The 14,352-nt window shown below is 40.8% G+C and carries 12 protein-coding genes; 1 reads left to right on the top strand and 11 read right to left on the bottom strand.

Features of this window, described 5'->3' with window-relative positions:
• Nucleotide 1 precedes the first annotated feature (1 nt).
• From rlmN to WDJ61_RS06530, 11 genes are all read right to left on the bottom strand, one after another.
• The gene (gene rlmN, locus WDJ61_RS06580) at nucleotides 2-1,093 is read right to left on the bottom strand and encodes a 23S rRNA (adenine(2503)-C(2))-methyltransferase RlmN (RefSeq protein WP_338753948.1); all 1,092 of its coding nucleotides are present in this window, start codon (nucleotides 1,091-1,093) and stop codon (nucleotides 2-4) included.
• Complete coding sequence (gene rsmB / locus WDJ61_RS06575; RefSeq protein WP_338753947.1) at nucleotides 1,093-2,433, bottom strand: 16S rRNA (cytosine(967)-C(5))-methyltransferase RsmB; 1,341 nt, start codon at nucleotides 2,431-2,433, stop codon at nucleotides 1,093-1,095. Before rsmB ends, rlmN begins: the two co-directional genes overlap by 1 nt.
• 1 nt (nucleotide 2,434) lies before the next feature.
• Entirely contained in the window at nucleotides 2,435-3,379 is a 945-nt protein-coding gene (gene fmt / locus WDJ61_RS06570; protein ID WP_338753946.1) for a methionyl-tRNA formyltransferase, read from the bottom strand.
• Nucleotides 3,376-3,861 (bottom strand): peptide deformylase, encoded by a 486-nt coding sequence (gene def / locus WDJ61_RS06565; protein ID WP_338753945.1) that lies wholly within the window; start codon nucleotides 3,859-3,861, stop codon nucleotides 3,376-3,378. The genes fmt and def overlap by 4 nt, the downstream gene beginning before the upstream one ends.
• A 38-nt stretch (nucleotides 3,862-3,899) precedes the next feature.
• Complete coding sequence (gene priA, locus WDJ61_RS06560) at nucleotides 3,900-6,311, bottom strand: primosomal protein N' (protein ID WP_338753943.1); 2,412 nt, start codon at nucleotides 6,309-6,311, stop codon at nucleotides 3,900-3,902.
• Complete coding sequence (gene coaBC, locus WDJ61_RS06555) at nucleotides 6,302-7,522, bottom strand: bifunctional phosphopantothenoylcysteine decarboxylase/phosphopantothenate--cysteine ligase CoaBC (protein ID WP_338753942.1); 1,221 nt, start codon at nucleotides 7,520-7,522, stop codon at nucleotides 6,302-6,304. Before coaBC ends, priA begins: the two co-directional genes overlap by 10 nt.
• 193 nt (nucleotides 7,523-7,715) lie before the next feature.
• On the bottom strand, nucleotides 7,716-7,943 hold the full coding sequence (gene rpoZ / locus WDJ61_RS06550) for a DNA-directed RNA polymerase subunit omega (protein ID WP_338753940.1): 228 nt from the start codon (nucleotides 7,941-7,943) through the stop codon (nucleotides 7,716-7,718).
• Nucleotide 7,944: 1 nt separating this feature from the next.
• Nucleotides 7,945-8,559: a guanylate kinase gene (gmk, locus tag WDJ61_RS06545; RefSeq protein ID WP_338753939.1), complete on the bottom strand. Its 615-nt coding sequence runs from the start codon at nucleotides 8,557-8,559 to the stop codon at nucleotides 7,945-7,947.
• Between the two features lie 8 nt (nucleotides 8,560-8,567).
• Complete coding sequence (gene remA / locus WDJ61_RS06540) at nucleotides 8,568-8,831, bottom strand: extracellular matrix/biofilm regulator RemA (protein WP_338753937.1); 264 nt, start codon at nucleotides 8,829-8,831, stop codon at nucleotides 8,568-8,570.
• Between the two features lie 40 nt (nucleotides 8,832-8,871).
• Nucleotides 8,872-9,747 carry a YicC/YloC family endoribonuclease gene (locus WDJ61_RS06535; protein WP_338754730.1) on the bottom strand — a complete coding sequence of 292 codons (876 nt, stop codon included), beginning with the start codon at nucleotides 9,745-9,747 and terminating at the stop codon, nucleotides 8,872-8,874.
• A gap of 74 nt (nucleotides 9,748-9,821) precedes the next feature.
• Complete coding sequence (locus WDJ61_RS06530; protein WP_338753936.1) at nucleotides 9,822-12,494, bottom strand: cation-translocating P-type ATPase; 2,673 nt, start codon at nucleotides 12,492-12,494, stop codon at nucleotides 9,822-9,824.
• Between the two features lie 131 nt (nucleotides 12,495-12,625).
• On the opposite strand from WDJ61_RS06530, the gene WDJ61_RS06525 reads away from it, so the two are divergent.
• A complete protein-coding gene (locus tag WDJ61_RS06525; protein ID WP_338753935.1) occupies nucleotides 12,626-14,338 on the top strand; it encodes an NFACT family protein in 1,713 nt (570 codons plus the stop codon).
• Nucleotides 14,339-14,352 lie beyond the last annotated feature (14 nt).

The following is a 14,352-nucleotide window of genomic DNA, read 5'->3' as shown; positions in this document are numbered from 1 at the left end:
CTCACCTCGTTTCTTCTTTCCGCTCTTTCGCACGAAGTTGACCACATGCTGCGTCAATATCATGACCATGTTCACGGCGGATTGTGACATTGACTCCGTGCTTTTTCAACGTATTTTCAAACTCAAAAATTTGACTTCTCGGCGTTCGGACGTAATCACGTTCAGGGACATAGTTAACTGGAATTAAGTTAACATGACATTTGATGCCCTTGATTAATCGAGCAAGCTCTTCTGCATGCTCAACGGAATCATTCTCTCCACCAAATAAACCATACTCAAAACTGACTCTTCGTCCCGTTTTATTTACGTAATAACGAACCGCCTCCATTAAATCAGCAAGCTTGTACGCTTTATTGATTGGCATCAATTTAGTTCGCAGTTCATTATTTGCAGCATGTAAAGAAATGGCAAAATTAATTTGCATATCCTCATCGGCAAACTTGTAGATTTTCGGAATGATTCCACTAGTTGATACGGTAATATGGCGAGCACCAATATTTAGCCCTTTATCATGGTTAATGATTTTTAAGAAAGCAAGCATTTGATCGTAGTTATCAAATGGCTCACCAATTCCCATAATAACAACCGAGCTCACTCGCTCTTCACTCTCATCAAGTGCTTGCTGAACCTTCACTACTTGGGCGACAATTTCTCCCGCTTCTAGATGACGTTTTAATCCTCCTAGTGTCGAGGCACAAAATGTACAGCCAATCCGGCAACCTACTTGAGTTGTTACACATACAGAATTGCCATATTCATGGCGCATTAAAACCGTTTCAATGGAATAGCCATCATGAAGCTCAAATAAAAATTTGATCGTGCCATCTGCCGACTCCTGCTGAATAATCGTTTTTAACGTTGTTAGTGTGAAATGGGCGGCTAGTTTCTCTCTTAACGATAAGGATACATTGGACATATCTTCAAAACTGCTGATTCTTTTCTTATATAACCAATCAAAAATTTGTTCCGCCCGAAATGGTTGTTCATTTTGTTCTTTTAACCAATCTTTCAAATCCTGCAGTTGCAAAGAATAGATGGATGGAAGTTGCGGCTCGTTTGCTGATGAATCCTTTTGTAATTTTGTTTGCTCCATTATTGTACCTTCTTTCTAAATTTGCTGATAAAGAACCCATCCCCACCAAAGTCTTGCGGAAACACTTGCAGCATATGATCAGCTGTTAACGCTTGAATCTGAGGAGGTAAATGATCCAATGCTGCTGGTTCAAACTCAGGGTTAGAAGCTAGGAATTTTACTACTGTGCCTTCGTTTTCTTCACGATCAACCGTACATGTACTATACACAAGCACCCCACCTTGTTTTAGAAGAGGAGTGACTGCCTTTAAGATGGCTAATTGTACATGTTGTAAAGCGAGAAGATCTTCTTCCTTCTTAGCATATTTAATGTCCGGCTTTCTGCGAAGAACACCAAGACCGGAGCAAGGAGCATCTACTAAAATCCGGTCAAAGCTTTCTTTTTGAAACATCTCACCTGCTTTTCGGCTATCAAGCGCTTTCGCTTCCACATTTTCTAACCCTAGTCTTTCAGTATTTTCTTTAATTAATTTAATTTTATGTTCATGTAAATCAAGGGCTGTTACATTCCCTGTCTGTTGAAGCTTTTCTGCTATATGTGTTGTTTTTCCTCCAGGAGCTGCACAAGAGTCAAGAATGAATTGATCTCGTTCAATATCTAGTGCATAAGCAACGATCATCGAGCTTTCATCCTGAATCGTAGCAAGACCCTTTTCGAACACTTCCGAGCGAGCAATGTTTCCTTTCAAAATTCGAATCGCTTCTGGAATAAACGGACTCAATTCTACTTGAAAACCTTCTTCTTGTAATTGGTGAAGCACTTCATCCCGATCGGCCTTCGTCCTGTTCACCCGAATGGTTTGCATCGGTGCTATTAAGTTCAATTCACACATCTCTTGCGTTTTTTTCGCTCCGAATTGGTCGATCCATCTTTGAACTAACCAAAGAGGGTGACTGGTCGCAATAGATATGCGTTCTGCCTCATCTTTGATTTGATTAACGTCTTGTAGCCCTTCTCGTTGAAGAGAACGAAGCACCCCATTGACTAAACCACTAATCCCTTTATGACCTCTTGCTTTGGCAATTTCGACCGCTTCGTGAATGACAGCTCGCTCCGGGACTTTATCAAGATACACCATTTGGTAGATCGACATGCGCAAAAGCTGTCTAACCCATGGTTCAATTTTCTTTTTTAAAAACGGAGCTAAATAGAAATCTAATGTCATTTTTCGTTGAATCGTTCCGTAAGTAATCTCTGTCAATAAAGCAGCGTCTCTACCGGAAAGATCGTGCTTTTCGATCGCTGAATGCAGTAAAAGATTACTGTAGGACTGATGTTTCTCTACTGATTCTAGCATATCAAGTGCAATCTCTCGCACTTGTTTCTTCTTTTGCTTCATATTATTCTCCTAACTGCTTGCCGATTGATAAATCTGCACCGGCTCCTCGTAAATACTGCTGAGCAGACATTCTCTTTTTCCCAGAAGGTTGTAAGTCTGTCACTTTAATCGCTGTTTCGTTTCCTGTCGCCACAACAAAACCGTCATCTTCAATGGAAAGAATCGTACCAGCTAGTGCTTCCTGATGAGTAGTAACTTTTTCACCCCACCAAATTTTCATGGCTTTTCCATCTAATTGTGTATAAGCGACCGGCCAAGGATGAAGTCCGCGAATATGGTTATAGATTTCTTCCCCATTTTTTGACCAATCAACCTTTTCCTGTTCTCTTTTAATATTAGAAGCGAAGGTAGCTTTCTGCTCATCTTGTTTAATCGGTTGAATCTCACCTGCCAGCAATTTGGGAAGCGTACCTGATAAAAGCTTTGAGCCAACCTCGCTCAACTTATCATGTAGACTACCTACATGGTCCGTTTCTTCTATTATTACCTCTGCTTGGCTAATGATATCCCCAGCATCTAGCTTTTCTGCCATGTACATAATGGTGATACCCGTCTTTTCTTTTCCTTGTAAAATGGAATAATGAATCGGTGCTCCACCACGCAACTCCGGAAGTAAGGACGCATGAACATTGATACATCCATATTTCGGGGCTCCTAGTAGCTCCTTTGGCAACAGTTGTCCGTAAGCAGCTGTCACAATCACATCAGGTTGTAAATCAATGATTTGTTGCAGCTCTTCTGACGATCTTAATTTTTCTGGCTGCAATACGGGAATATCATGTTTTAAAGCTTCCACTTTCACCGGGGGAGGAGTCAATACGCGCTTCCTTCCAACTGGACGGTCTGGTTGTGTGACAACCGCTTGAATATGATATCCGTCTTCAATTAATGTTTGTAGTACAGGGACAGAGAAATCAGGTGTGCCCATTAAGACGACATTCGTCATTCTGCTCCCTCCTTTTCTAATTGTTCTTCCGATATATATTTCTCCACTTTTGAAGTGAATAATATTCCATGCAAATGATCAATTTCATGCAAAATCGCTCTTGCTAAGAAGTCGTGCGCCTCAATTAAAAAGTAGCGCCCTTTTATATCTTGCGCCTTCACTTTGACGTAAGAAGGTCGAGTCACATACCCATATAACCCAGGGAAGCTAAGGCAGCCTTCTACATCTGTTTGCTTTCCTTTCTCTTCTAAAACAACTGGGTTAATTAAGGTGATTAATCCATTGTCATCTTCTATATCCACTACGGCCACTTGCAGATCAACGCCAATTTGTGGAGCAGCTAGTCCTACCCCATCGGCTTCGATCATCGTTTCATGCATGTCACTCACTAGCTTTTTTAACTTTTTATTAAACTCCGTTACACGCGTACACTCTTTTTCTAGAATGTCAGCAGGAGCCTCTACAATCGGTAAATAGGCCAAACAACACCCTCCTCAATCTTCCTTTGCAACATTTCACTTTACATCATAATAAATGGATTGACATCTATAGCTACTTGTAAATGCTTATCTTTATGTTGTTTTGTGTAATGCTCCAATATCGTTTTTAATCCTTCATTTAGTTTCGGTTCCCGTTTGTATTTTATCAAACATTGATAGCGATATCTATCATTGATCCGCGGAATTGGCGAGGCTACCGGCCCCAGAATAATCGCTGATTTAGACAAATGGGATCGCAAATAATTCGTAATCTTTTCCGTAATAGATGAAGCTGTAATCACATCATAATGACTAACTGTCACTAAGGCTAAAAAATAAAAAGGTGGGTAATGTCCCATCTTTCGAATCATCATTTCCTGTTGATAAAATTGATCGTAATCCTGCTCTCCAGCAAGTTGAATACTGTAATGCTCCGGGGTATACGTTTGAATGACGACTTCCCCTTGAAGCTCATGGCGCCCAGCACGTCCACTAACTTGCGTCAACAATTGAAACGTCTTTTCTGACGAGCGAAAATCAGGAATATGAAGCATAGTATCAGCAGTAAGGACACCAACAAGCGTAATATTAGGAAAATCCAACCCTTTAGCAATCATTTGTGTTCCTAATAAAATATCCGCTTTCCCCTCTTCAAATTGACGAAGAAGCTTTTCATGGGCGCCTTTTTTGCTCGTTGTATCAACATCCATCCTGACCACTTTCGCATAGGGTAATAATTTCCCAAGCTCTTCTTCAACTTTTTGTGTTCCCGTACCAAAATAGCGTATATGCTCACTGTTGCATTCCGGACATGCGTGTGGAACAGGCTCCTCATACCCACAATAATGGCATTTCATTTGATGGCTATAGCGATGGTACGTTAACGAAATATCACAATGCGGACAACCAGATACATATCCACAATCTCTACACATAATAAAGGAAGAATGACCTCGTCTATTCAAAAACAAGACCGTCTGTTCTCCTTTTTTCAGCCGATCCTCTAGCTTTTCAAATAAAGCACGAGAAAACATCGAACGATTCCCGTCTCTCAATTCTTCTCGCATATCGACAATTTCAACGTCCGGCAATGCTTGATCATTCATACGTTTTGATAAAGTAAGAAGTTTGTATACACCCTTTTGCGCTCGAGCAAAACTTTCTAACGCAGGAGTGGCACTACCTAAAATAACCGGGCAATTATAGTGTTGCGCTCGCTTGATCGCTGTTTCCCTTGCATGATAACGTGGATTTTCCTCTTGTTTATAACTCGTTTCATGCTCTTCATCAATAATAATAATTCCAAGGTTTTCAAAAGGAGCAAAAATGGCCGAACGAGCACCTACGACCACTTTCACTTCCTTGCGCTGTATTTTTCTCCACTCATCATACTTCTCTCCGATCGATAAGCCGCTATGTAATACCGCTACATCATCACCAAAGCGGCCTTTAAAACGGTGAACCATTTGTGGAGTTAGAGATATTTCTGGAACTAACACAATCGCTTCCTTCCCTATTTTCAGCACTTTTTGAATCGACTGCAAGTAGATTTCAGTTTTTCCACTGCCGGTAACTCCATACAGTAAAAATGTTTCATGCTGTTCTTGTTCAATCGATTGCAGAATGGGAATGATCGCTTTCTCTTGTAATTCTGTTAACGGTAATGGTTCTGTTTTTTGAAACTCCCGATTTTCATAAGGATCCCTATACATTTCCTGCTTCGTTTCTACTATGAGACCCTTTTCAATTAAACTCTTTAACGTCGCACTCGAAGCACCGCTTGCCTCCATGGCTTCTTTCGCCGATACAAATTTAGATGTCTGCTTGACTAAATACTCTAGAACAAGCTTTTGTTTCAGTGCATTCGCCGGCAGCTGCTCTATATATTCTTTACTTTGATTAGCCGGGAGCGCACAGCCAATCATGCGGATCATTTTTTTGTTTCCTTTACTTTTCACTTTATACACTAACTCGATTCGATTGGCTTTCACTTCTTGGCGAAAAACAGTAAGCAGCCCTAACTTCGCCACTTCTTCCCATAAAATCTCTGTTCGATTTTGAAATAGCTCTGCTATTTCTTTCGTTGATGGTGTTTTCCCATCGATCAAACGAAACACTTTTTCATATTTAGCTTTCATAGCTGCTGGCAACATCGCTTGATAGGCAGATATTTTAAAACATAACGTCGTTTCAGTTAGCCAATCCGCGAGCGACAATAGTTCTGCATTTAAAACCGGCAATAAATCCATCGGTTCGATCAATGGTTTCAACTTTTCAACTTCCGATCGACTCTTTACTTCTGTCACAAAGCCTTGAATGCTTCTCGGTCCAAAAGGGACAATGACTCTCATACCCGGTGCGATCATACCGGACCATTTATCTGGAATTAAATAATCAAATGAACGATCCGTTTGCATAGCTGCTACGTCGACGATGACGCTCGCTACTTGCATTCGATCTCACCCTTTGTTAATTCAGCAACCGCCTCTGTCAAAATCTCATAGGCTGCCTCTTTTTTCGTCATCAAGTCAAAAGCTTTTTTCGAGCCATCTTTTTTGTAAATGGTAATAATGTTTGTTTCACCACCAAAGCCAGCCCCTACTGCTTTCACATTGTTGGCCACGATCATGTCCGCGTTTTTCGTTTCAAGCTTCCGCTTCGCATATTCTTCTACGCGATCTGTTTCAGCAGCAAACCCAATCAGCAATTGATGAGTTTTCTCTTGCCCTAATGTTTTTAAAATATCTTTTGTTCGCTCCATTTCAAGGACGAGATCGCCTTCTTTTTTCTTCATTTTGTCAGAATGAACGATTTTTGGACGGTAATCGGCCACCGCCGCCGTTTTAATCACAATATCTGCGGCATCGAACTTCTTCATTACGGCTTGATACATCTCTTCTGCACTTTGAATTTGAGTGAATTGAACCCCTGTTGGCCTTGGAAGAGAAACTGGCCCAGAAATTAACTCCACATTCGCTCCTAACTCTCTAGCCGCTTCTGCCAGAGCATAGCCCATCTTTCCTGATGAATGATTCGTTAAAAAACGAACGGGATCAACCGCTTCTCTCGTCGGCCCAGCTGTGATCATCACATTCTTCCCTTTTAAAGGCTGACTATTTTTCTTATAAAAAAATTGGTCCATTAAGGCAACTATTCTCTCTGGTTCTTCAAGACGTCCTTTCCCCACATAACCGCAAGCAAGATACCCTTCGCTCGGTTCAACAAATTGGTAACCAAAACTAGCTAACGTGTCAATATTACGTTTGACAGCGGGATGATCATACATATGAACATTCATTGCTGGAGCAATCCAAACAGGAGCCGTTGAGGCAATAATCGTTGTAGAAATCATCTCATCTGCCAAGCCATTCGCTAGCTTCCCAATCATATTCGCTGTAGCCGGTGCCACTAAAACTAAATCTGCCCAGTCTGCTAAATCAATATGAGCAATGACTTCTGGCTGTTTTTCATCAAATGTATCTGTATAGACATCATGTCGAGATAATGCTTGAAATGTAAGAGGTGTAACAAATTTCTGAGCAGAAGAAGACATAAGAACCTTTACTAAAGCCCCAGCCTGAGTCAATTTGCTTGTTAAAGCTGCTGCTTTATAAACCGCAATTCCTCCGGTCACACATAATAATATTTTCTTTCCATTTAACATAAAAAAACCTCCAGTTATCGAAAGGATCGGTCCCATATGATTCATAAACATGTTCAAATGAAAAAATAAGGTGTCCCAAAAGCAAAGAGCCAGGCACCTCCACCGCCATATATAGTTTATGAAATCACTATATGTTCAGCTTAAAAGTGGAGAAGCCAGGCACTTAAGGGACACCCTCTTCGTTTGGTTTACATTAAACTTCGTCAGAGTATGTTTCGTTTACATCCTTTTCTTTCATAGACAATTTATCAGCATAAATTTCTTCTAACGCTCTCCCTACAAATTTGTGAGAAACATAAGAATCGAGCATTTGAGTAGAGCTATTTTCTTGCAGGCTACGGGCACGTTTAGCCGCCACACTGACTAACGAATATTTTGAATCAATTTTAGTTAAAAGATTATCAATTGATGGGTATAACATATTATTCACTCTCCAACATTTTTTTGTAACGGTGCTGCACTCGCTCAAGGCGACAATGTTCAGCAACAATAATTGATTGAATGCGACTGCACGCCTTTTCTACTTCATCATTTTCAACGACATAATCATAAAGCTCCATCATTTCAATTTCCTTGCGAGCTTTCTCCATGCGTCCTTGAATGACTTCCTCACTTTCTGTACCGCGATTCGTAATTCGGCTATGAAGAACGGAAAGACTTGGCGGTGCTAAGAAAATAAACAAACCTTCCGGAAACTTTTCACGAACTTGTTTAGCCCCTTGCACTTCAATTTCTAAGAAAATATCTTTCCCAGCATCTAACGTCTCACGCACATAGTCAACCGGCGTTCCATAATAATTGCCAACGAACTCAGCATATTCAAGCAACTTTCCTTCAGAGATTAGCTGTTCAAACTCCTCTCTCGACTTAAAGAAATAATCCACCCCATCTACTTCTCCTTCGCGGGGAGCACGAGTGGTCATTGAGATTGAATATTCAAAGTTTAAATTAGACTGTGAAAAAATCTCTTTTCTGACTGTTCCTTTCCCCACACCTGAAGGTCCTGACAAGACAATCAGCAACCCTTTTTCTTTCATGACGTTCCCTACCCTTCTTCTGGCTCTTCCTCTTTCGAAACGATTCGCTGAGCGACCGTTTCTGGCTGAACAGCGGATAAAATAACATGATCACTATCCATCATGATTACCGCTCTTGTTCTTCTTCCATACGTAGCATCTATTAATGTTCCGCGATCTCTTGCCTCTTGCACTAGCCGTTTAATCGGTGCAGATTCTGGACTGACAATGGAAATAATTCGATTGGCAGAAACAATGTTTCCAAAACCAATATTGATCAATCGAATGGACATAAACTTCCCCCAAACTATAGCTTCACAGCTTGCTCTGACGTTATTCGATATTTTGAACTTGTTCCCTCATTTTTTCAAGAGTTGTTTTGAGTTCAACAACAGCGGAACTAATCGTTGAATCATTGGCTTTTGAACCCATTGTATTCACTTCTCGATTCATCTCCTGAATCATAAAGTCGAGTTTACGACCGATGGGCTCTGTCAATTCAAGCGTCTGATGAAATTGCTGAATATGACTGTGGAGCCGAATACACTCCTCATGAATATCTGATTTCTCGGCAAAAATCGCTGTCTCTGTTAATATTCGATCTTTATCAAATGGAGTTGTTGTCAGTTCTGTTAACCTTCGTTCAAGTCGTTGACGATACGACTGTACCACCAATGGTGCGAATTGTTTCACTTCGTCGAGCCTTTGTTCAAGGCTTGCTAATAGACGGATTAAATCCTTCTTTAATTCGCACCCTTCAACTTGCCTCATTTCATGAAGATGTTCAACAGCCTGCTTAACCGCTTCCAGAACAAGCCGCTCCATCACAATGTTCTCTTCTTCATTCTCCTCGATTGTAATGAAATCCGGACGCTGTAGCAAATCTTTTAATTCTGGCTGGCCTGCGAGTTGATACTTAGCCGAGACTTCCTCCATCAGTTGAATATACTCTTCTATTAACTTCCAATCTACATGAAGTTTCCGATGAATAAATCCCTCTCCATCAATGGTAATAAATAGTTCAACTCGACCTCTATGTATGTATTGTGCCAATTCTTTCTTTATTTTATCTTCAATTTTCATTAATTGTCTGGGCATTCGTATTTGAACTTCACTGAAGCGGTGGTTAACCGACTTCATTTCTACCGTTATCACATGATCAGCTGATTTAAGTTTACTTCTGCCAAAACCTGTCATGCTTTTAACCATCAACTACTCACTTCCCATCAAAAAAATAAAAGGCAATAGAGACTACTCTACTACCTTTTTCATTGTACCATATTTTATCGGCTTTTTCTTGCAAAAAATGAACCTGCTAATAAAAATGTCGGGATGGCTGACATTCCTACTACAAGTAACCATGCTCTCATTTCTAACGGCACCGTGTGAAAAATAGGCTGTAAGCTTGGCACGTAAATAACAGCGACCATCAATAAAAAAGATGAAAGGACAGCAGCAATTAAATGTACATTTCCAAACGGATTTCTAGCTAGAATGGAATACTCACTCCTACAGTCAAATACGTGTATAAGCTGTGCGGTCACTAGCGTGGCAAAAGCAACAGTTTGGGCATAAGCCAGATGATCTGGATGTTCTTTTAACGTGATCATAAAAGCAATTAATGTCACGGCACCTATTAAAAAACCTCGGGAAATAATCTTCCATCCCAGCCCTCTTGCAAATACTCCCTCTTTCGGATGCCTCGGCGGCCGCTTCATCACATTTTCTTCTGGGCGGTCAAGTCCTAGCGCTAACGCTGGTAAACCATCTGTTACTAAATTGACCCATAGTATTTGAATCGGTACTAAAGGCAGCGGAAGGGCTAAGATCATCGCAAATAACATCACTAATATTTCCCCTACATTTGAAGCTAGTAAATAACGAATAAATTTTCGAATGTTTTCATATATGCTTCTTCCTTCTTCAACGGCTGCTTTAATCGTCGCAAAATGATCATCCGCTAATACTAAGGAAGACGCTTCTTTTGCCACATCTGTTCCGGTAATCCCCATTGATATGCCGATATCAGCCGCTTTAATAGCTGGTGCATCATTGACCCCATCGCCCGTCATCGCCACAAGATGTCCGTTTTTCTGAAGTGCTTTTACTATTTTTAGCTTATCTTCTGGAGAGACCCTTGCATATACGGTCGTCTTTTCTGCGGCATTCGCCAGTTCGACATCGGTCATTTGACTTAACGCCTGTCCATCTAATATTTTTGATGCATCCTTTGCAATTCCTAAATCATAGGCAATCGCGGCCGCTGTTTGAGCGTGATCTCCAGTAATCATCACCGTTTTGATTCCAGCTTGCTTGCATTCAGCGATAGCTTGCTTCACTTCTTTACGTGGAGGATCGATCATTCCTTGCAACCCGATAAGCGTCAGACCGTCTTCTACCGTTTTTCCTTTGTTGTTTAGTGAAGAAAGTGGTTTATAGGCAATAGCAATCATGCGAAGTGCTCGAGAAGCTAATGACGCCATCATTGCTTCTGTCTGATCGCGATAATCTTTTGTAAATAACTGTTTTTGTTCATCCCACAAAATATAATGACTGTGGCGCATTAATACATCCGGTGCTCCCTTCGTCACCGCAAACCGTTGCCCTTTTGTATCCTTTACAACCACGGTCATCATTTTTCTCGTGGAATCAAACGGAATCTCCTCTTCAATAACAAACTGAGCAAAGAGATTCTCCCGATGTAATCCTGCTTTTAAGGCAGCGGTCACTAACGCTCCTTCTGTCGGGTCGCCTTGAACGACATACTCTTTCTCCTTTTCCTTTATTTCTGCATGATTACACAAAAGCCCGAATGTCAGTAATTGATATAAACTTTTTTCAGAAGACGGTTGAACTTCCCGCTGGTCTTCAAAAAATTTGCCTTGAGGTTCATAGCCTTTTCCGCTGACAAGCCAATGCTTTCCGCCGCTCCAAACATCTGTCACCGTCATTTGGTTTTGCGTCATCGTCCCTGTCTTATCTGAACAAATAATCGTCGTACATCCTAATGTCTCAACAGCAGATAACTTTCGGACAATCGCTTTTTGTTTGATCATTCGTTGAACCCCTAGAGATAATGCAACGGTCACGATCGCAGGCAATCCTTCTGGGATCGCCGCTACCGCTAAAGAGACACCAGCCAATAACATCGTATATAACTCATGACCTTGCCAAACTCCAAGGATGACAACAAGCATCGTTAAGAGAAGTGCTGCGACAATTAAATACTTCCCAAGTTGTTCTAGTCGGCGCTGAAGTGGGGTTTCTGTTTTTCCAGCTTGCTGCAACATCGTAGCAATATTCCCCATCGCTGTTTTCATTCCAACTGCCGTTACAACGCCAATCCCATTTCCACGTGTGATCAGCGTCCCCATAAACGCCATATTTTTTAAATCAGCAAGGGCAACAGCTTCCCCTTTCATTGGTGAGGCATGCTTTTCAACAGGGACGGATTCTCCAGTCATCGAGGATTCTTCAATTTCTAAATTCACCGCTTCAAGCAGTCTGACATCGGCTCCAATCCGGTCACCAGCAGAAAATTTCAAAATATCACCAGGAACAATGTCTTTTGAGGGTATTTTTCTCCACTCATTATTTCTCAAAACAAGTGCTTGAGGAGCGGATAATTCCTTTAACGCTTGGAGTGACTTTTCTGCTTTTCTTTCCTGCAAAAAGCCTAATACTCCATTAATAAAAATGATCGCCAAGATTGCGATCGAATCAATATATTCACCCATTATCGCTGATATAACAGTCGCTGCCACTAACACAAACACCATAAAATCATTGAATTGCTGGAAGAAAACAAGCCAAGCAGAAGGAAGCTTGGCCTCTTGTAATTCATTAAACCCAGAATGCTTCCTCCTTTTTACGACCTCTTCTTCTGTTAATCCGCGCTGAACGCTAGTTTGAAGCTGGCTCTCAACCTCCTCATGTTTCAGCTGATGAAAATTCATCTACTCACTCCCTTTAGCGAACAAACTTGTCCTTCTCATAGCAAGATTATTCAGTGAAACGCAAAAACATGATATGATTTGAGTAAGTTTTTTAAAGAAGGAAATTTATATGAAGAAAAGGAAGACAGCCTATGTCATTTGATGGTTTATTTACAAGAGCAATTACAAAAGAATTATTGGAACAGCTGCAAGGCGGCCGTGTCAATAAAATTCATCAACCATATAAAAATGAAACTGTATTAGTGATTCGTGCAAAAGGCAGAAACCATAAACTATTATTGTCTGCCCACCCTAGCTATGCACGCGTACAGCTCACAAATGAAGCCTATGAAAACCCGCAAGAGCCCCCACTTTTTTGTATGATGATGAGAAAGCATTTAGAAGGAGCGGTATTAGGAGATATTCAACAAGTAGGGTTGGATCGATTACTTATTTTTGAGTTCAAAGGCAAAAATGAGATTGGGGATCTCTCATATAAACAGCTGTTTGTAGAAATTATGGGACGACACAGCAATATTGTACTGGTAGACAAGCAAAAAGGAACCATTATCGACAGCATTAAACATATATCAGCAGCTGTAAATAGCTATCGTTCAATTTTGCCTGGCTATGAGTACATCGCCCCTCCTGCTCAAAATAAAGCCAATCCATTAGAAGCGGATGCAGAAGAAGTGTTACGAAAAATAGACTTTAATAGCGGGCGCCTTGATCGTCAGCTTGTGTCTAACTTCGCTGGCCTGTCCCCTATTATAGCGAAAGACATTGTATTGACATGCGGAATGGCCAATCGAGAAACACTCCCAGGTGCGTTTGTTAACGAAATGTCGGCAATCAAACAACATCGATATGCACCCATATTCATCGAACAAGAACAAAAATCATTTTTTTATATGAAAGACTTGCCTCATCTAGAGGGAGAAAGAAAACGATTCGCCACCTTGAGCGAGTTGCTTGACCGCTATTATGTAGGAAAAGCGGCACGTGATCGAGTGAAACAGCAAGCAACGGACCTTGAACGATTCATTAAAAATGAAAAAGAAAAAAACGAAACAAAATTAGGCAAGCTGAAACATACGCTTGAAGAGGCAGAAAACGCTGATCATTTTCAACTGATCGGAGAGTTATTGACGGCTCATTTATATGCGGTAAAAAAGGGAATGACAGAAGTTGAGGTGATCAATTACTACGATGAAGAAGGTGGAACAATCATCATTCCACTCGACCCAAGAAAAACACCTTCTGAAAATGCCCAAAAATATTTCTCTAAATATCAAAAAGCGAAAAATGCTCTATTAGTTGTACAGGAGCAAATTGAAAAAACACATGAGGAAATCCGTTACTTTGATAGCCTGCTCCAGCAAATCGAATCCGCTTCGCCAAAAGACATTGAAGAAATGCGAGAAGAGTTAGCCGAAGAAGGATATATCAAATTAAAAGCGACAAAAAAGAAAAAGACAGCCAATAAAAAGCCTGATATTGAAGCATTTACAGCAAGTGACGGCACCCTTCTGTATGTCGGAAAAAATAATAAACAAAACGATTATTTAACAAATAAATTCGCTCGCCGAGATGAAATTTGGCTGCATACGAAAGATATTCCCGGTTCCCATGTCGTCATACGCAGTGAAGAGCCATCTGATCAAACTATTTTAGAAGCGGCTAATCTCGCGGCCTTTTTTAGTAAAGCAAAGGATTCTAGCTCCGTTCCAGTGGACTTCACAAAGGTGAGACATGTCAAAAAACCAAATGGCGCCAAACCAGGTTTTGTCATTTATGATAATCAACAAACCGTCTATGTCACACCAAATGAAGACCTCGTGTTAAAGATGAAAGAAACAAAATGAGTCGATTCTTGTAA

The sequence above is a fragment of the Bacillus sp. FJAT-52991 genome, from assembly GCF_037201805.1.
Taxonomy (GTDB): Bacteria; Bacillota; Bacilli; order Bacillales; family Domibacillaceae; genus Bacillus_CE; species Bacillus_CE kandeliae.
This window is presented reverse-complemented; position numbering and strand designations above follow the sequence as displayed.